We start from the raw sequence: 19,638 nt of genomic DNA, 5'->3' as shown, positions 1-19,638 counted from the left end.
CATGCCGCGTACGCTCATAAGAAAGAACCCGAGCAACTTCAAGACCCTGCCGTTATTCGTCGAAGCGACTCCCGAAGGCCTGACCTACCAGAGTGTCGGCATGCCTCTGAACTTCGCGCAGACCTTGCAACGTCGCAAACCGGTCAGCGTGGCGGAGGCCGAGCGCTTTTCGCTGGAACTGGCGAACCTTGGAGTGTCAGTGCGCCTTACCCTGCATTGGCAGAATCGCGATTATTGGGTTCTGGTACGCCAGCGTCGGCAAGATCGCGGCGATGTGGTACTCAAGTTGATTTCCGGGTACGTACCCGCCCATGAACTCAATATCCCGCTCCACACGGCCATTCAAGAGATCGCCGAAGAGTGTTTGCTGGAGACCCCGGAAGGCTGGCTAGGCGGGCGCTTCAATGATACCTGGCTGCCGGCGCCCTACTCCTCGGCACTGCATTATCGCGAGGCCCTGCCATTTCGCCTGACGCCTTTGTCCGGCTCGGCGCGACCGGTGCGTTGCGCCAATCTGCAATTGCTGGAACGTCCGCGAGCCTATGTGCATTTGCCGACTGCGTCGCTGCAATTGATCTACGACCTGCGACTGGACGTACCCAAGGAAGCAAAATCCCTGAGCCTGTTCCACGTCGATGAACGCCTGGAAGGTAATCAGCTGATTGCGCGGCTCGACCGTAAACGCCCCGACCTGTACTTGATGCCGCTCAAGGATGGTGCACCACTTGCCGAACTGTACACCCTCAAGCGTGACAAACTCCTGCCGGCCAGCACCCGGGGACTTTACCTCGCTGAAAGCTTTGCGACCCAGGAGGGCTGGGTCGTACGTGAAGAGCGGATTCGCTGGAAGGACTGGTTAGTGCAACAGGGATTACAACCGGAGAAGCCCCCTCGCCCAGGCCTCAAGCAATTAAGCCTCAAGGCGCTGCGGCTGGTCGGACTGGGAAAGGAACGCGTGAGCAAATAGCGGACTAACGCCTGCGATCCATCCACGTACGCAAGGTGGCGAAGACATGGAAGTAACGGTTTTCGCGCTTGCCCATGCCGCGCTTGGGAGAGAACGATTCTTCGGCGAATACGCCGGTGATTCGAACGCGAGAAGCCTGGGTCTTCAGCGTGCAAACCTTGGCGCCGGCCTGTTGCAGTGCATATTTGAGCAAACGCTCGGAATGCAACTTCCTTCCCGTTGCCTTGCAGAAATCGAAGATGCGCTCGATCCGCTTGCCGTATGCGACATAAGTGTCGCGTCCGCAAATGGCGAAGCGGTCGTTCACTCCACCCCACCACTGCCAGTCCGGAATGTAGGCATTGTGCCGCCGGGCCTGCGGATGATTGAACACATAGCCAGGCAGCTCGGTGTGGAAGAAATTGTCCGGTCGCACGAACACAACGAAATCCGGATTGAAGGATTCGATCATCGTGGTGACGGTGTGCAGAGAGTGAAGCTGATAGATCAGATTGCGCAGCGACGCATAATCATCGGCCCAGGTATCGCCCATTGCCTTGACCTGCTCGAAATTCCAGCGCTCCAGCACGCCTTCAGTGGAAGTAAGCTCTCCGGTCATCGGCTCGAACGGCTGGTAGTTGTCCGCAGCCAGCTCGCCTTTCTCGCCGGACCGCGCGTTCTGTACTTCATCGATTTTGTATAAGTGATAAAAGCACTTTATGTCGCTGCCAGCAGGCAACTGTTTCAGCACGCACTGCTCGATGGAAGGGAAGCAAATCTGCGAATTTCTCGGGATCCCGAAAAAAGCCACTGCAATTTTCAACACTCAACAGCACCTTTTGAAAGTATTTGTGGCCCGTTTGCAATCGGAATGGCGGTGCCACTCATCTTCGCCGGAACAGCGCCTGCCACCAGCGACGGGGTTGCATAGGCACCACAATGACGTCTGACTTCTGCAACCAGTCGCGCTCATAATCCCAGGCGTGCCCCCCCCAAAGATTTCCTGCTTCGTTGGAAAAACCCAGGGTCATGAGCTGATAGGTATAACCGGCGTGGCAGCGCAACCAGTCGAACAGCACCAGCGCGTTGAAACCGGTGGAGGGCCCGACGTAACGCTTGCCACCCGGCCGGTCGACCGGGTAATTCCAAAGCGGCGTCAGTGGAATGCGATCCCGGTACATGGCCACCCGTGGCAACGGACACATCGGTGCAGCACACCCAACCAGCATGCTGAAACAGCGCTCGTTCGTCTGCTCGAACAGTCGTTGCACGTCCGCTGCGCAGGGCAGACCGAAAAAATAGGCATCCGGCGCGTTGTAGCCATGTACGAAGACATTCACGCTCTGCTCATTGAGCAGCGACGCCTTGATGCAGGTATTGAAGCTGACGACAACATCATCGACGCCAATGTTCAGTGCCTGAAAATCCGCCGCGCTGATGGCCGGGTTGTTGGCAATCAGTACGACCCGAGCCGCGCGGCCAAGGCACTCCCGGAACGCCTCAGGCAACGCGCCCAGAACCGACTGGTCACCGCCAGGCAGCGCATCCAGTGCCATTTGTTCGATGGTTTGCGGCGACTCATGCTCCATCATTCAGACTGGCACCTTCATTCCGTAACGCAGCCTCACCCAGAACCGTGTGAACGCCGAAGGCGGCTGCCAAGGGCGCATCTCGCGCTGGATTTCAGTGGCGAGTGCCTGGCCAACGCGGGCAAAGGAATAGCGGCTTTGCGCAAATACCTGACCATTGCGTGCGATACGCTCCGCCAGTTGCGGGTCATCCTGCAGCATTTTGATCTTTTCCACCGCCTCGTCTTCGCTACGATAAAACACGGTGTTGTGCATATCTTCGAAGCCGAGCAACTGGCCTTCTTCGCCCTGGCTCCATGCCAGCAGCACGCAACCGCAGGCCATGGCTTCAAAGTTCTTGATCATGAACTCGTTCATGCCGATATCGGCACTGACGAAAATCTTGATGCGGTTGAGCGTTTCCAGATATTCCGAGCCCGATTTCGTGCGCGTCACCAACATGCCGGTGCGCTGCGAAAGCGACTCAAGCAGCGCTTTGCGCCGCGTGTATTCAGTACTTTTCAGGCTGCCGAGAAAACCGATGGGAATGTCCCGCACGGCTCCGGTGTTGCGCAGCATCTGCTCGTCGTACCCCTTGGAGACAAACACCGTATCGATGCCCTCAGCCAGCATCTTGCGAGCGACCACAGCACCGGACACCAGCGCCCGACAACTCGGGAGACGGCTGTATAGACGCGAATACACCCCACGGTATTTACTTTCGGGCATGTAATTCTGGTAGGCGTCATGCTCAAGAAAGACCAACCCGGAAATGCACTTGAGCACCCGCAGTTGCGGAGCCAGGCGCTTGATCCGGGAAAAGATCACCACGCGATCGAATGTCTGGTAATTGACCGAGGCCAGAAACGACCCCAGGTTCATCTGTTGCTGCTTGCTCAACCGGTAGATGAAACATTCATCACAGTTTTGCTGCACGATGTCGTAGAGCCGGTCGAGAATGACTCGCTGCTCGCCCATCACCAGAAGCATCACTTTCATAGGTTTATTGACCACATGACGCAGGCAGGCAAGCGCATTCGATTCAAACCTGCTACATCAACGGAAACATTCAGCTCCCCAAGGCAAAATCCGCTTACACGCAGAACACAACGATAGGCATTCATTTCATCAACGACTGCGGATTTTTTCGACAATCGCGGTAGTGGAGCTGTTTTCCACAAGCCCAAGCACTTTCACGGCGCCGCCGTAAGCAGTCACGATGTCCGCACCGACCACCTGGTCGATCCCATAGTCCCCGCCCTTTACCAGTACATCCGGCTTGACCTCGCGCAACAGGTTTTCCGGCGTGCCTTCAGGGAAGCTGATCACCCAGTCCACTGCCCCCAACCCGGCCAGCACAGCCATGCGCCGGTCGACACTGTTGATCGGACGGCCCGGCCCTTTCAGGCGGCTGACCGACGCATCGTCGTTGACCGCCACGATCAGGCGATCGCCCTGCGCCCGCGCCTGTTCCAGGTAGGTCACATGGCCGGCATGCAGGATGTCGAAGCAGCCATTGGTAAACACGATCCTTTCGTTGTGAGCACGGGCATCGTCGACCGCCAGCAGCAGTTGCTCGAGGCCGAGCACACCTCGCTCCGAGCCTTCCTCACGCTGGATGGCGCGACGCAGTTCCGGGGCACTGATGGCTGCCGTACCGAGTTTTCCGACCACGATACCCGCCGCCAGGTTGGCCAGGCCGACCGCATGCGGAAGCTCTTCGCCAGCGGCAATCGCCGCGGCCAGGGTGGAAATCACCGTATCGCCGGCACCGGTCACGTCGAACACTTCACGGGCCCGGGCCGGCAGGTGCAACGCCGGATGATCCGGACGCAGCAGGGTCATGCCGTGTTCGCCACGGGTCACCAGCAAGGCGCCGAGTTCGAGATCGTGCATCAACTTCCCGCCCTTGCTCACCAACTCGTGCTCATCGGCGCAGCCGCCGACGATGGTTTCGAACTCGCTGAGGTTTGGCGTGATCAGACTCGCGCCCCGGTAGATCGAGAAATCCTTGCCCTTGGGATCCGCCAGCACCGGAATGCCGCGGGCACGGGCCGCCTGGATCAGCACCTGATGGTTCTTCAGCGCGCCTTTGCCGTAGTCGGACAGCACCAGCACCTTGATGCCTTCGAGCAATTCGTCGACTTGCACCGCCAGCGCCATGGCGTCGGTGGCAAACGGTTCTTCGAAGTCGATACGCAGCAATTGCTGGTGACGGCTCATGACCCGCAGCTTGACGATGGTCGGCTGGTGCGCAATGCGCTGGAACAGCGCGCGCACGCCTGCACCCTTGAGGCTATTGACCAGGCTGTCGGCGGCTTCATCGTCGCCCGTCACGCCAACCAGCGAGGCCGGCGCGCCGAGGGCGGCAATGTTCAACGCAACGTTGGCGGCACCGCCCGGGCGGTCCTCGATGTGCTCGACCTTGACGACCGGTACGGGTGCCTCAGGGGAAATCCGTGAGGTACCACCATGCCAGTAACGGTCGAGCATGACATCGCCGACCACCAAGACAGGGGCTTGATCGAATCGCGGCATGGACAACTTCATGGAGCAACCCACATACAAAATGAACAGGGGGGCGATATTAACACAGGGTGGGCATGGGCTTGTGCGGCGGCTGCAACCGGATCATGTAGCAGGTTTCCTTGCTCATTTTTTGAGCAATATCTCTAATGGGCGCTTGCAGGCGTCCTTCGTTCAGGAACCTTAACAAATGCGTTGTCGAGATTTATTCCGGCTTGGTCAAGAAACGTAAAGCTTTGGATACATGGCACCGGGTGCATTGCGCGCCCGATGTGCAAGAGGGTGAGACTTGCTCACCCTCTTGCCGTTATCAAGCGATGTCTTGCGCCGGGGCATCGAGGCCCAGGGCATTCAGGCGCGAGTAGTAGCCATTTTGCGCCAGCAGTTGCGCATGGGTGCCACGCTCGACGATTTTCCCCTGATCCATGACCAGGATCAGGTCAGCCTTCTCGATGGTCGACAACCGGTGAGCGATCACCAGCGTGGTACGGCCTTTCATCACTTGATCCAGCGCGGCCTGAATATGGCGCTCGGACTCGGTATCAAGCGCCGACGTGGCCTCATCGAGAATCAGCAAAGGCGCATTCTTCAACAGTGCCCGCGCAATCGCCAGACGCTGCCGCTGGCCGCCGGACAGCAATACGCCGTTTTCACCAACCTGGGTATCAAGCCCCTCGGGTAACTGCTGGATGAAATCCATCGCGTAGGCGTCTCTCGCGGCTTTCTCGATATCTTCACGAGGCGCGCCAGCCAAATCGCCATAGGCAATGTTGTTGGCCACGGTGTCGCTGAACAGCGTCACATGCTGTGTCACCTGGGCGATGTGCTTGCGCAAGTTCAGCAGTTTGTATTCTTCCACCTCAACGCCGTCGATGAGGATTTGACCCTTGTCGTGGTGATAGAAACGCGGGATCAGGTTGGCCAGCGTCGATTTGCCACTGCCGGAACGTCCTACCAGCGCCACCATTTGTCCCGGCTCTACCGAGAAACAGATGTCATCGAGCACCTGACGCTCGGTGTCCGGGTAGGTGAAGCTGAGGTTACGCACGTCCAGACGACCGCTGACAACATCACGCTCAATGGTGCCGGTGTCGACTTCGGGCTCGACATCCAGTTGTTCGAAGATGCTCTCGGCACCTGCCACACCCTTCTGGATGGTCGAACTGACTTCGGACAATTGACGGATGGGTTTGGGCAGAAGGCCAGCCAGCGTGATATAGGCAACCATGTCACCGGCAGACGCATCGCCACGCAGTAACAGCACCAGGAACATCAGCGATGCCATGGCGGTGTAGATCACCAGTTGCAGCAACGGCGTATAGATGGCGCCGGTTCGGGTCATGCGCAGCTGCTTGTCGGTGTTGCCCTGACTGGCTTCGAAGAAACGCTTTTGCTCGTAAACCTCGCCACCGAAACTGCGAACAACGCGATAGCCCTGGATGGTTTCCGAGGCCACGTGCGTCACATCACCCATGGCCAACTGGATCTTCTTGCTCTGTTTACGGAATTTCTTGCTCGCCGTACGCACCATCAGCGCGATCAGCGGCAGGATGGCGACCATGACCAGGGTCAAGCGCCAGTTCATGAACAGCAAAGAGGCGAACAGGAAGATGACCGTCATGCCCTCACGGATTACGACCTTGATCGCATCTGTAGCCGCCCCCGTGACCATGGTTACGTTGAAGGTGATACGTGAAATCAGATGACCCGAGTTATGCTTGTCGAAGTACCGGTTAGGCAGCACCAGCAGGTTGTTGAACAGCTGCACTCGCAGGTCATGGACCAGCCCGAGGGAAACCTTGGCCAGGAAGTAGTTGCCCAGATAAGACCCCAAACCCTGCCACGCCGCGATCAGGATGATCAGCAACGGCACCGCCTGCAGCAGCTGCAGGTCACGCAGGTAAGGCACGGTCGGGAACAGCGCGGCTTCCGGGTTGGACAGGCCATCGACGAAGTACTTGAGGATGTAGCCCAGCATTGGCTGCGTCGAAGCGAAAATCAGAAATCCAACAATGCTGATCAGGAAAAGACTGATGTACGGCCTGACATAGCCGAGCAGTCGGAAGTAGATTTTCAAGCTCGATGGGCTTGCGGAGAGACTGGAGTCGGTCATATCACGCGAATGTCGATAAAAAGGACGCTGACTTTAGCACAGCTTCTTCAGGGTTCTGGCAATCGCGTAAAGACTGGTATTGTGACGCCCCGAAACCCTTACCCAGCCCCCTCAGCCTTAAAATGGTCGTTCAACTCAGGAATGAATCACTCAGCATGCAATTAAACGGCCTGAACAAAACGTCCAATCGTGTCTTCGATTTCATTTGCCTGTGGATCCTGCCGCTCGGTTTTTTACTGCTGCTTTGCGCGCTGTTTTTTCTCCCAGGGCGCAATGTGCTCCACAAACTTTTTTATGGCCTGTTCAGCATTCCAACGCTGATAGCTCTGTGCTTGCGCCCGCGGGCGGGCAAAGAACTGCTGAATGAGCCGATCTTCATCGCGGCACTGCTGTTCGTGGCCTGGGCGCTGCTCAGCCTGTGCTGGGGCCCGAGCGAAGAAAATATCGGCGGTGAGTTCAAACCACCCTTGCACACATTGATGCTGTTCGCCGGGTGCTACCTGCTGGTGCGTTTTCGCAGCGAAATTATCCGTCCTTTGCTGTTCTGCGCAGCAATGGTGGCGTTGATCGCATCGGTCTACAACCTTTACATGTTTGCCCGCACCTATGAACCAGGCATGCGCCTGATTGGCGGGGGCGCCTTCGACAACCCATTGCTCAGCTCTCATATATTCGGCTTTTTCTGCACCTACTGGCTCAGTTTGAGCATGACTTGCAAGCGTCATCAGATCCTGTGGCTGAGCATCCCGGCAATGGCAGTCATGTTCGCCGCAGTGATGGCGACCGGCTCCAGGACCCCTCTGGTCGCGCTGACACTGGCTGCGCTCTGGCTGAGTTTCATCTGCTGGAATCGGCGCTCCGTTGCCTTGCTTGGCGCGCTCTTCGTCACCGGTGCCGCCGTTGCCGTGATGTTTTCGCAAATAATCAATGCACGGGGCGACTCCTACCGCTTCGAAATCTGGCAATTGGCCCTGCAAAAAATTGCCGATCACCCGTGGATCGGTCATGGCTTCAACGCCGACCTGAGCCTCGACCCCGGCATCGGATACAGCCTGTCGGAGCCCCATAGTTTTGCCCTGGGCGTGCTTTACTACGTCGGCATTATCGGCTTGTTACCCTGGCTGTTCTTCCAGGCTCAAGGCCTGCTATGCAGCTGGCGCTACCGGCTGCAACCGCTATTCATCATCGCTTCAACCTGGCTGGTATTCGGCATAGGTGCGGGCCTGACCGAAGGCGGAGGGATTATTTCCCGGCCAAAAGAGCACTGGTTCCTGTTGTGGATTCCCCTTGCCCTGATTGCCGCCTTGAGCATCAACCAGCGGGCCAGACGCTTGCTGGCCATTCCGATCAAAACGTTGACAGCGGGCGCCCTGCAAAAGCTCACCGCCAATGCGCAAGTCATCGAAGAAGATGGTTTGGGTCCAAAGGTCCTGCGCCTGGTCGACGGTAGCTTCCTCAAACTGTTCCGGCGCCGCCGCTGGTATACCTCGGGCAGTTTCAACCCGTATTCCCAACGATTTGCCATCAACAGTGTGCAACTGCGCACCATGGGCATTCCAACACCGCCAATCCTCGATCTTTACCGGCTCGAAGACGGCAGCACCGCCGTGCACTACACCCCCTTGCCCGGGCACACGCTGCGCCAGGTCTTGCAAGGTATTACCGCCCCGGCAGTACGCCAGGCACTGGTGGAACGTTTTGGCAAATTCATGGCGCAACTGCACGAGCAAGGTGTCTATTTCCGTTCTCTTCACCTGGGCAATGTGCTGGTCATGGATGACGGTGAATTCGGCCTGATCGATCTGGCCGATATGCGCATCTACCCTTCCTCATTGAGCTCGTCCCTGCGTCAGCGCAATTTGCGCCATATGCAGCGTTACACCGTCGATCGGCGCTGGTTGTTCGAAGAACATTTCGAAGACCTGCTCAAGGGGTACGCTGCGACGGCATCACAAGCCGACGCAGATAATCTGCACAAACAAGTGCTGACCGGAAACTCCCCGGTCCGGGCTCAACAATAAATGAAATCACGAGCGCGGCACCTGTGCCGCGCGCCGCATGGAACATGCGGGCAACAGCCGCCGTTCCAGCACTGATGGCTTGCGCGGATATCTGGGATTGGGGTGGGTTCATCCACCCCTCAATCAATACCTGAATGCCATCGCTTCAGGATGATCGAGCCCAACCCGAGGCTCAGTCTTTTTCCAGCGGTGAGAAATACAAGCGGCCCAGACCACGCCAGGTTTTCTTGTTCCAGGCCCTGAACGGAATCTGTGCCAGCAGCTCACGGGCCAGCTTGCGATCACGGCTGGCGGTTTTCAGGAACATGGAACTCAGGAATTTATAGCGCACTTCGTCGTACAACGGATGATCGCTAAAGAGCGCGTAGGTACGCAGGATGTTGTCGATCATGAAACGGTTATTCTTGTAGGAGTTGGTGGCGTGCTTGCGATAGCGCGCCATCACCACGCTCAAACCATCGATGAAGTAACCCGCATGGGTCACCTTCAGCTCGATCAACAAGTCCTCCAGGCGAATGTTCGGATCGAACCCGCCAACCTTGTCCAGCGCTTCGCGACGAATCATCAGGGTCGGTGCCGGGGGATAGGGCTTGCGCTCCAGGAACATGTCATCGAAGTCCAGACGGCGGAACGGCACATCACGACGCTGACGCTTCTCCGGATAGAGGTTGCCGTCGCCGTCGATCAACTCGATATTGCCGGCGCAAATCCCGACTTCAGGCTTGCCATCCATGTACTCGACCTGAATCGCGATGCGCTCGGGCAACATGATGTCATCGGAACCGAACGGCACGATCAGGCTGCCCCGTGAGCGGGCAATCGCGCCATTCAAGGTATTGGTCAGCCCCTGATTTTTCTGGACCCGGAAATCGAACCCGTATTGTGCCTGCAGAGCCTGGATACGCTCGACACTGTCATCGGTAGAGCCATCATCGACCACCAACAGCTCAATGTTCTTGTAGCTCTGATTGAGGACACTGAGGATGCTGTCCTCGATATAGCGACCGTGGTTATACGAGGCAATGATGACTGTTACGAGAGGTTGAGCGTCGCTCATGGCTGATCCTTCCGGGCCTGGCTCAAACCAGAGTCGATCAGATTCAGGTACTCCTGGCGGAACACCTCGATGTCATGTTGTTCCTGGAGATAACGATAAGCTTGTTCACCCTTGGCCTTGAGCGCTTCGTCCGACAGTCCGAGGTAGTTATCCAGCGCCGCGACCAGGGTTGGCACATCGGCCGGCGTAATGGCCAGGCCGCCTGCACCCTGGATCAACGGCAGCATGGCCGGCACGTTCGAAGCAATCACCGGCAGATGCCCGCTCATGCCTTCGAGCAGCGCCAGACCCAGGCCCTCTGCCAGGGACGGCATGGTCCAGATGTCAAAGGCGCGAACGTACTGCAAGGCGTTTTCCTTGAAACCGAGCAAATGCGCGCGACCGCTCAAGCCCAGGCGCTCGATCTCGGCGGCCAGGCGCGCCTGTTCGCGCCCGGCACCAATGATCGCCAACTGAGTGGTCGGGTACTTGTCCTTGAGGGCAGCAAACGCTTGCAGAAGATACGTGTGCCCCTTGACCGGCACCAACCGCCCCAGCGCACCAATCAATCGCACCGATGGATCGATACCCAGCAGTTCGCGCGCGCGCTCACGGCTGTGCTGCAAGCCTTCTGCCTGCTCGATGTCGATGGCATTGGTAATGGCGTAGGTGTTCTGGTCGGTGAAGCCGCAGTCACAGTCGAGCAGATACTGCTTGACCGCCGGTGACACGCCGACAAAGCGCCAGTGCCGATCAATCAGCCGCTGGGTCTGGCGGCGTCGATAGAAACGGTCGTACTCGCCAAATCCGTGGGAGATGCCAATGCACAATGGCACCTTCAACCAGCGATTGAGTGCCAGCATCATGTTCACGGGCTTGAAACGGTTGCAGATCACCACGTCGAATTTTTCTTTGCGGCAGAACTGATACAGCCGCCACATGGCCCGCAGGCGCATGCCTTTGAGCGCTTTGTCGGAAAACTCGAAATACACTGACCGGTCGGCACGGCTCACCGCCTCACCCGGCCCGGGCTTGCCCCTCAAAAACGCCGCTGTCACTTCATAGCGATCGCTCGGCAGAGCCTTGACGATCTGCTCCGCGAGGTCAGCAAAATCATGAGCCTTGACGTTGTAGTCAGGCTGCAATTGCAGAACCTTTGACCGTTGGCTCATAACTCTCCCCGGTGAAAACCAGTCGCATCGATAACCCAGGCGGATTCAGCGGCCAGGCGCTTTACCTCGGCCGGATCGGGTTCAGGCAACGATGACCATTCGTTGCGCTTCCAGCAGACAAAGTGGAAATACGGAAACCGGCGATCGCCATCGCGATCATTACTCACACAGCCATCGCGCCAATACCATTTGTGCGGAAAGTTTTCCGTGCCGTCGTGCCACTTGATGCAACCACCGGGCGTACTGAATGCCTCGGTGAATTCGCTGCGTCGGCGCAACGGGTTGAACTTGCCCACCAGGTTGAACAACGGCTTGGGGAAGTTTTTGCGCCAGAGGAAGATGCGACTGAATGCTCCCTCGTCCAGTGCATGATGCTTCAGATCTTCGAACCGCGCTTTCCAGTCCTTGATCTGCCTGAACAACTCACGATTGCGGGCAGTGTTCCTGATCAGGCAAAGATGGCCGGCGACTCGCCGCTCGTGGGTGGAGAACAGATCGTAGGAGGCGAGCCGATCCGCAGTGAAGTAGCTGCGCAGATCGCCGTATACCAGATCAATATCGCCATAACCCCAGAAATCATAGCCCTGCAGGCGGTCAGCATGAATAAGCCCAAACGCCGGCCGGATGTCGCACAGCTTGTAAGCCTGTTTTGGCGCAAAGTCGATGCCCAGGCGCTCGGACACGATCCCGCAATAGTCGCTCAACATCATGTTCTCGACGGTGACGTTAGGCGGTAAATTTTCAGGAATCCCGCAGTCGCTGAAAAACAACCAGTCGATGTCGGGATTACGACGGCAGCTCTCCAGAAAAAACGGCATCCAGGATGGCCAACGCCCGAAATAAGGCATCAGGAACAAAATACGCGGGCATGGGTTAATCACAAAAACTCACCTGTCAATGCTTGAAATGCCGCCATGTCAGGCCGCGTGCTACGTCAATTCTGCTTCACGGATGCTTCAACATGCTGCAGTAACCAGAATAATTCTTGGCGTCTGACCGCCTTGCGAAAGAACTCATTCTCGCCATAGAGGGGCGGAACTCTACTGGCCAGGAGCCACTGTATCAACCGCCGTACGCGTCGTTTTAACGGCATCGGCGGCTGCAAATCATGCATCATCCCCAATGCCATGGCTTTGTCACGCTGCCGCTCCAGTGACATCGGCAAACAGTAAGGCTGCATTGGCACCGACGAATCGAAAAAAGGTGGCAGTGCGATGCCGTGACCGGCATCACCCATTGGCCAACGATCGTTGTCGTGCAGGTGGTTGGCGTAACCGAGCACAGTGGTCGGCTGCCACTCCAGCCCTCGCAGCGCTTCGAGTACAGCTTCCCGGGCGCAGATGTGGTCCGGGTGTGGATCGAGGGTCGGGTGCGGCAGGACGAGGACTTCAGGGCGCGCCCGCAGCAGCAGTTCGCGCAGGTCGGCCAGCAGATTGTTCCAGGTCGGCGAACCGTCCACATCGCCAGGCAGGGCAAAGGGGTTCAGATGGCGGAACAATCGGGTGTCGTCAATATCCGCGTCCCGTGAACCCACCGGTTGAGCCGGTGAAGCTTGCATGGTCGCCAGTTGCAGACAGAAGTAACCCAGTTGCACGCAATGGGCTTCGGGCACGCCGGCCCAACGGGGTACGGCGATACTGTCCCAGGCCCGCAACCGCCCTTTCAGGCGCGCCGCCTCGACCTTGTTCAGGCCGATCTGCTGATAGTGCTCGGCTTCTATTTCACCGGCGGTGAGCGTGACGATCCAGGTCTCGTCGGCCTGGCTGTACAAACCGTAGGCGGCCAGCTCGGCATCATCGGCATGGGGCGCAATCACCATCACCCGTTGGCGGCGATAATCCGGATGTTCGAAGGCCCATAGCACGGGTTCGCCGAGCAGCCGGCAGAAACGCCCACGCAGACGCAATTCACCTCGCGACAATGCTTGCGCCTGCCCACTCAAGTTGAGATAGCGCAGGCCGTTGACCCCGCGTTCGAACGTTTGCCGGTCAGGCTGATCGCCGCCCGACAACTCGACCACCGGATCGATAAAGCGCCCCAGCCACGTGCTTTTGACCCGAAGCGCCAACACCAGCGTCGCGTCGTCGACCAGCATGACACCGTCATCCAGCCGTAAGCGCTCCCCGGTCAAATGAACCTTGGGCTGCGGGGTGTAAGGCGGGAAGTTGTATTGGTAATCATCTTTGGGCGAGTAGAACAGATGGTCGGCAAACCAGGCCTCGTGGGCAATCCAGCCCAACACCGCGAGCACCGGCGGCAACCACCAGGTCAGCATGAAGCCGCTGGCGATCAACAGCGCCAGGGCAATGAGCAGACCGATACGTTTATTGCGCCGATGGCGCTTGAGCAGTTGCTGTTTGCGGCTCATGGGTTGACTCATACGGTGAAGACCGGCACCGGGTTGCACCAGCGCTCCTTGTATTCCCGGTCGGCGCGGCCGAAGGAGAAGCGCAAGGGTTTGTCCAGCGCGCGGGCATGCTCCCAGGCACTCTGGGTATTGAGGAAACTCAGTACGCTGCCGGGGCTGAATTCGCGGGTTTCAGGGTCAACGCCACCATTGATGTACTCGACGCTGATCCACTGCGGCGTCTCGACGCGATACACCAGCTGAATCGCGATCGGTGCATCGTTGAGGAAAATCACCGAACCGATCAACAGCTCACGCAACAACTCGATGACCTCGGCCATACGTTCCGCGCCGGTCGCCGCAAAACCCCAGCGGCGCTGGAACAGGTCGCAGTAGATCGCCGCCAGCTCACCACTGGAAAACTCGGAAACCGCTCGCACGACCCCGCCCGCCTCTTCCAGCAACCGGAGTTCACGACGCTGGTTGTAGCGAAATTTCTTCGACAACTCTTCAGGGGTACGGGCCATGGCCAGTTGTTCGGCCTGCAACTTGATTCCGCTAAAACGGCTTTCGTTCAGTGCCGACAAATAACGAGCGCGATGACGCAAGGGGACCTGGGCATCATCGGCGGCCGGCAGAATGATCTCGGCATTGCCGAGGTCGAACAGACCCTTTTTGCCCTTGCTTTTGAGCACATCCTTGGACAGGGCGATGTCACGACCCCAGGTCGGAATCGCCGCTTTGACGTCGCCGTTTTGCTCCCAGGCCAGGTAGCGAACCGGAATATCAGCCAACTGCGCCAGCCGTTCGACCACCATTGGATGAGTGGCGACGCTGCCGCCATAACGCTGCCAGGCCTGGGCATAGGTCGAAGCATCAGCTACCGACCAGCCACGTTCGCGCCAGCCTTGAAATCGGTTGAGCATCAGCCCCTCGGTGCCAGTTCGATAACGTGTGGCAAATGCCAGAAAGCCTCGCGTACCGCACGGTCGGAGAAGCGTTCATGCAGGCGATCGAGCATCAGCTCGGCGCACTGGTGACGTTGCTGTTCGTCCATTGCCACTAGATGTTGCAGCCCTTGGGCCAGGTGTTGGGCATCGCCCACCGGGAACAGAATCCCCACGCCCTCGACCACTTCCTTCGCCCCGGCACACGCCGTGGCGAGCAACGGCACGCCGGCGGCCATGGCTTCGAGCAGCACCATGCCGAAGGGCTCGTGATCGGAGCTCAGGGCAAACACATCGAAGGCGCGAAAATAACGGCGCGCCTCGGGTACCTGGCCGAGAAACAGGACACGGTCGCCAATGCCCAGCTCGCGCGCCTGGGCCTTGAGGTCTTCCTCAAGACGACCTTTGCCGAGGATCACCAGCTGACTGTTGGCCGGCAAACCCGGCAACGCCATGGCAAAACCTTCCAGCAATGTGGCTTGATCCTTGTCCGGGTGCAGCCGTCCGACGTTGCCGACAATCCAGGCATCGACCGACAGGCCCAGGGTTTCCCGCGCCTCACGGGCCGACAGCTGGCTGGCCTGCAAGGCCGGCACGTCAATGCGGTTGTAGAGCGTCTGAATTCGCGCCGCAGGCCACTTGGGCAAGCACTCACGAATGTCATCGCGGACCGCATCGGATACCCCGAGCAGGCTCAGGCGCTTGCTGAAAATGCGTGCGAAGAGTTTACGGCTGCCACGTTTGTAATCGCCAAACGCGTGATGCACGCCAATCACTGGCAAAGAAGTGCCAAGCAAGGCGATATAAATCGGCTTGAAGCGATGGGCAATGCAGAAACTGAAGTTGCGCGAGGCGGCGATCTTGCGCAGATCGCCGATGGCGCCCAGCTTCAGGCCACGAATGGCCCTGGAGCTGTATTCCATGAACAACACTTCATCGGATGCGCAAGCCGTGGCGACTTCGGCGTCGGCAACCCCGGTCAGAAACACCGTGGTCACACGATACCCGGTCCCCGCGAACAGGCTGGCGTACTGCCGGGCGCAGTCCAGAAACGGGCCGTCATAGCCGTGACAGAACTGCAGCACATGGCGTTCAGCCGAGCGTGTCATAAGCGTTGGCGCCCTCTTTGACCACTAGAATGTCTTCCATGATCAAGTACTGTAGATCGGAACCGAAGAACATGTTCAAGGCATCCGTCGGCGAGCAGATCATCGGTTCGCCGCGACGGTTGAGCGAAGTGTTCAGCGACACGCCGTTACCCGTCAGGACTTCCAGCGCCTTCATCATGTCGTAATAGCGCGGGTTGTATTCGCGCTTGAGCACCTGGGCACGGGAAGTACCGTCCTCATGGACGACTTCAGGCACGCGGGTTTTCCACTCTTCAGCCACTTCGAAGGTGAAGGTCATGAACGGCGCAGGGTGATCGATCTTGATCATTTGCGGTGCCACGGTGTCGAGCATCGACGGGCAGAAAGGCCTCCAGCGCTCGCGGAACTTGATCTGGTGGTTGATGCGATCCGCCACACCGGCCACGCTCGGGCAACCGATGATCGAACGACCGCCCAAGGCACGCGGACCGAACTCCATGCGGCCCTGGAACCAGGCCACCGGGTTGCCATCGACCATGATTTTGGCGATCTGCTCCGGCATGTTGTCGAGCTTGCGCCATTTCGGCTTGTTCTCGTGACGGGCGCACGCAGCGATCACATCTTCGTTGCTGTACGACGGGCCGAGGTAGACGTGCTCCATCTTCTCGACCGGTACGCCACGTGCGTGGGACACATAGGCTGCGGCGCCAACCGCGGTGCCGGCATCGCCGGACGCAGGCTGCACGAACAGCTCCTTGATGTCGTCGCGGGCGATGATCTTCTGGTTCAGCTTGACGTTCAGCGCGCAGCCACCAGCGAAGGCCAGCTTGCCGGTCTGCTTGAGGACGTCGCCCAGGTAGTAGTCGATCATCTGCAGCGCGATTTTTTCGAACAGCGCCTGCATGCTCGCGGCGTAGTGGATGTAAGGTTCGTCGGCGATGTCGCCTTCGCGCTTTGGCCCCAGCCACTCGATCAGCTTCGGCGAGAAGTAGAATCCCTTGCCCTTCTCTTTATAGCGACGCAGGCCGATGACGTTGGCGTAGTCGGTGTTAATCACCAACTCGCCGTTTTCGAACGAGGCCAGGCGAGAGAAATCATACTTGCTGGCGTCACCATACGGCGCCATGCCCATGACCTTGAACTCACCGTCAAGCATCTCGAAACCGAGGAACTCGGTGATCGCGCCATACAGGCCGCCGAGGGAGTCAGGGTCGAAGAATTCCTTGATCTTGTGGATCTTGCCGTTTTCACCGTAACCGAAGAAGGTCGTGGCGTATTCGCCCTTGCCATCGATCCCGAGGATCGCGGTCTTCTCCTTGAAACCGGAGCAATGGTAAGCGCTGGAGGCGTGGGCCAAGTGGTGTTCGACCGGCTCGATCTTGATTTTCTTCGGGTCGAAGCCCAGTTGCTCCAGGCACCAGACAATCTTGTTGCGATAGCGCTTGTAGCGACGGTTACCCATCAGGATCGCGTCGAGGGCGCGGTCCGGGGCGTACCAGTAACGCTTGGCGTAATGCCAGCGCGCCTTGCCGAACAGGCTGATCGGTGCGAACGGAATTGCTACCACGTCAACGTCGGAAGGCTTGATGCCGGCCTGTTCCAGGCAGAACTTCGCCGATTCGTAAGGCATGCGGTTCTTTGCATGTTTATCGCGCACAAAGCGCTCTTCTTCAGCCGCCGCGACCAGCTTGCCGTCGATGTACAAGGCTGCGGAAGGATCATGGCTAAGGGCGCCGGACAGGCCAAGAATCGTCAATGCCACAGGGGTCTAGCCTCTTTAGTCTGCATGCAGGCGCAACGCGCCTCAAAAATTAATGTGCCCTCGCAAGCGGCGAGAGACAGCTAAAGGGCGGGATTATAGCTTAAACATGCCGGGAATGACCCTACGGTTATCAGCCTCGTAAAGACGCACCGCGCACTCAGCCACGCGCCGGGCGCCAGTAAATGCGGATGTTGCCATCCATGCCCTGCCGGACAATCGTGTATGGCAAGGCAACGGTATCCAGTGCGCCGGACAGGGCGAGGTCCAGCAATACCAGCGGCACGAGCACTCCGGTAGGATCGGGCGGCGCATTCATTACGCAGAAATCGTAGGCCAGGCCGCTATAGACCCGGGGAATGGACTGACAATAGGTTTTTTGCCTTCGAAGTCCCCGAGCCGCATCCTCGTCGCCCTGCAGCACGGTCGAGGCGGTTCCGCAACCGGCCAGGGTCAGTGAGATGGCACTCGATGCAACCGCCATTTTTATCGTCAAAGTCTGCCCTCCGAAAAACGTCAGGCAAATTAGCATCGAGGTTATTCAGGCCACAGTTCATGGCTTCTCAAGATCGTGTAGGACCGTTCATAAAAACCTGTCACCTGATCCTGGGCAAATGATCTGGCCGTGTCAGGCAGCGCTGGAAGCATCCTTGGGCAGGCGCTGATCGATGACCTGATAAAGCGCGCTGTTTTCAGGCCAGTTACGCATGAACCGCGCCCGGTCCCGTGCATAGGCTGGGGCGAAGCTGCCGAGCGAGCCGTGCTGACACATCGAATCCAGATCGATCAGCGCCCAGCGATCCTGCTGCCAGAACAGGTTGTGACCCTTGAAATCGCCGTGACTGATGCGCAATCGGATCAATTCGGCAAACAGGTGATCCAGCGCCGCCAACTCCGCCTCGGGTGCGTTGCCGCGCTCGACGTAAGGCGCAAAGCGCTCGATGATGTCCGGCCCCGGCAAGTACTCGGTGACCAGATAGGCGCGACCGCGCAACCAGAGATAACGCTTCTCCAGCAACGCCAGCGGTTTGGGCGTGGCGATGCCGAGGAACGCCAGGCGATTGCCTTCGCGCCAGGAATGCCAGGCACGGCTCGGACGCCAGAAGCGTTTGAGCCAGTGAGCGAAACCCTTGATGTTGTAGCGCTTGATGACCAGCGCACGACCGCCCACCTCGACCTTGCCAACGCTCGCCGCGCCGCCGGTCTTGTACAAGTGGCCCTGATCGAGCAACGCATCGGCCTGCGCCAGAACCGGCAACATCGCAGCCTCTTCCTCGCGGCGAATCGCCCGCAAACCGAACGCGCCGCGCTGCACGCTGAACAGCGTGCACTCACGACCGACCTTGTTCAGGAAGTCCTTCAGGCGCCAACTGCGGACCTTGTCGATCTGCTTCTGCAAGGCTTCCATGGGCAAGGCATGCTCACCGTTGCTCAGCAGGTAGTACACCAGCAACTCTTCGGTGAATGGCTCCAGCGACGTGGGCAACTGGGCAAAAAACACCCCGAGGTTTTCCAGCACTTTCTGCCGTGACAGCGGCTGTCCGGGCGTTTCGCTACAGATCCCGGCGCCATCGATCAAATAAAGGCGATTGCCCTGGCGCAGCAGGTTGTCCAGATGCAGGTCTTCCTGCCACAGGCCCTTGCGGTGCATTTGACCAATCGCACCCAGCGCTTCAGCCAGAACGGCTGCTTGTTCATCGGCCAGCACAGGCAGGTGTTCGACCCGTTTCCAGGCCTCATCGAGGCTTTCGGCGCTCTCGAGAAAATCGAACAGCAACCAACCACCCTCACCGTCCTTGAGGCCATCGGCCAACAGCAATGGCGTGGTCAGGCCTTGCGCGGCGAGAAGACGAACACCTTCCAGCTCTCGCTGAAAATGCCGGGCGGCCTTGCTACCAACCAGCAATTTGGCCAACACCGGGCGACCGCGCCAGATGCCCGCACCGACATAACGCTGCCCCGGCAACACCCGCAACAGGCTCAACAACTGCAGCTGCGCAGGCCCGGCAGCATCGGCCAGCGGAATGCTCAGCGGCAGGCTCGGACTGCGACCGGCGTTTTTCAGCTCGGACAATCGCATCAACACTTCTCCTTCTGGCCGCGCATGTGATATTC

General features: G+C 58.7%; 16 protein-coding genes. 2 read left to right on the top strand and 14 right to left on the bottom strand.

The features are described from left to right. The first annotated feature begins 1 nt into the window (after position 1). Positions 2–967, top strand: coding sequence for a metal ABC transporter ATPase (locus tag ACVWYU_RS27885; RefSeq protein WP_457374207.1), 966 nt, complete (start codon positions 2–4; stop codon positions 965–967). A 4-nt stretch (positions 968–971) separates the two neighbouring features. On the opposite strand, the gene ACVWYU_RS27880 is transcribed toward ACVWYU_RS27885, so the two are convergent. The 5 genes from ACVWYU_RS27880 to msbA form a co-directional block, all read right to left on the bottom strand. Further along, positions 972–1,772: a hypothetical protein gene (locus ACVWYU_RS27880; protein WP_390958359.1), complete on the bottom strand. Its 801-nt coding sequence runs from the start codon at positions 1,770–1,772 to the stop codon at positions 972–974. A 58-nt stretch (positions 1,773–1,830) separates the two neighbouring features. After that, positions 1,831–2,535 (bottom strand): hypothetical protein, encoded by a 705-nt coding sequence (locus tag ACVWYU_RS27875; protein WP_457374223.1) that lies wholly within the window; start codon positions 2,533–2,535, stop codon positions 1,831–1,833. Between the two features lie 3 nt (positions 2,536–2,538). Next, a complete protein-coding gene (locus ACVWYU_RS27870; RefSeq protein ID WP_457374206.1) occupies positions 2,539–3,513 on the bottom strand; it encodes a glycosyltransferase family protein in 975 nt (324 codons plus the stop codon). Positions 3,514–3,642: 129 nt separating this feature from the next. Beyond that, positions 3,643–5,064, bottom strand: a complete 1,422-nt coding sequence (hldE, locus tag ACVWYU_RS27865; protein WP_390958356.1) for a bifunctional D-glycero-beta-D-manno-heptose-7-phosphate kinase/D-glycero-beta-D-manno-heptose 1-phosphate adenylyltransferase HldE — start codon at positions 5,062–5,064, stop codon at positions 3,643–3,645. A 286-nt stretch (positions 5,065–5,350) separates the two neighbouring features. Next, on the bottom strand, positions 5,351–7,153 hold the full coding sequence (gene msbA / locus ACVWYU_RS27860; protein ID WP_457374205.1) for a lipid A export permease/ATP-binding protein MsbA: 1,803 nt from the start codon (positions 7,151–7,153) through the stop codon (positions 5,351–5,353). Positions 7,154–7,308: 155 nt separating this feature from the next. On the opposite strand from msbA, the gene ACVWYU_RS27855 reads away from it, so the two are divergent. Then, the gene (locus tag ACVWYU_RS27855; RefSeq protein ID WP_457374204.1) at positions 7,309–9,174 is read left to right on the top strand and encodes an O-antigen ligase family protein; all 1,866 of its coding nucleotides are present in this window, start codon (positions 7,309–7,311) and stop codon (positions 9,172–9,174) included. A gap of 172 nt (positions 9,175–9,346) precedes the next feature. Here ACVWYU_RS27855 and ACVWYU_RS27850 read toward each other — a convergent pair whose 3' ends face one another. The 9 genes from ACVWYU_RS27850 to ACVWYU_RS27810 form a co-directional block, all read right to left on the bottom strand. Then, complete coding sequence (locus tag ACVWYU_RS27850; RefSeq protein ID WP_247258057.1) at positions 9,347–10,231, bottom strand: glycosyltransferase; 885 nt, start codon at positions 10,229–10,231, stop codon at positions 9,347–9,349. After that, a complete protein-coding gene (locus ACVWYU_RS27845; protein WP_247258056.1) occupies positions 10,228–11,382 on the bottom strand; it encodes a glycosyltransferase family 4 protein in 1,155 nt (384 codons plus the stop codon). Before ACVWYU_RS27845 ends, ACVWYU_RS27850 begins: the two co-directional genes overlap by 4 nt. Then, positions 11,379–12,263, bottom strand: coding sequence for a DUF6625 family protein (locus ACVWYU_RS27840; protein ID WP_457374203.1), 885 nt, complete (start codon positions 12,261–12,263; stop codon positions 11,379–11,381). Before ACVWYU_RS27840 ends, ACVWYU_RS27845 begins: the two co-directional genes overlap by 4 nt. 53 nt (positions 12,264–12,316) lie before the next feature. Continuing rightward, on the bottom strand, positions 12,317–13,750 hold the full coding sequence (locus ACVWYU_RS27835; protein ID WP_457374202.1) for a PIG-L deacetylase family protein: 1,434 nt from the start codon (positions 13,748–13,750) through the stop codon (positions 12,317–12,319). Between the two features lie 8 nt (positions 13,751–13,758). Further along, the gene (locus ACVWYU_RS27830; RefSeq protein WP_090328402.1) at positions 13,759–14,655 is read right to left on the bottom strand and encodes an antimicrobial resistance protein Mig-14; all 897 of its coding nucleotides are present in this window, start codon (positions 14,653–14,655) and stop codon (positions 13,759–13,761) included. Beyond that, a complete protein-coding gene (locus tag ACVWYU_RS27825; protein WP_457374201.1) occupies positions 14,655–15,785 on the bottom strand; it encodes a glycosyltransferase in 1,131 nt (376 codons plus the stop codon). The genes ACVWYU_RS27830 and ACVWYU_RS27825 overlap by 1 nt, the downstream gene beginning before the upstream one ends. Further along, positions 15,769–17,526 carry a carbamoyltransferase family protein gene (locus ACVWYU_RS27820; RefSeq protein WP_247258051.1) on the bottom strand — a complete coding sequence of 586 codons (1,758 nt, stop codon included), beginning with the start codon at positions 17,524–17,526 and terminating at the stop codon, positions 15,769–15,771. Before ACVWYU_RS27820 ends, ACVWYU_RS27825 begins: the two co-directional genes overlap by 17 nt. Before the next feature lie 157 nt (positions 17,527–17,683). Beyond that, positions 17,684–18,019: a YceK/YidQ family lipoprotein gene (locus tag ACVWYU_RS27815; protein WP_090328826.1), complete on the bottom strand. Its 336-nt coding sequence runs from the start codon at positions 18,017–18,019 to the stop codon at positions 17,684–17,686. Positions 18,020–18,151: 132 nt separating this feature from the next. Then, positions 18,152–19,603, bottom strand: coding sequence for a lipopolysaccharide kinase InaA family protein (locus ACVWYU_RS27810; RefSeq protein ID WP_457374200.1), 1,452 nt, complete (start codon positions 19,601–19,603; stop codon positions 18,152–18,154). Between the last annotated feature and the right edge of the window lie 35 nt (positions 19,604–19,638).

This window comes from Pseudomonas sp. TE12234 (genome assembly GCF_054061835.1).
Note: the sequence above shows the minus strand (reverse complement) of the source record. Positions and strands in the feature narration are given on the sequence as shown.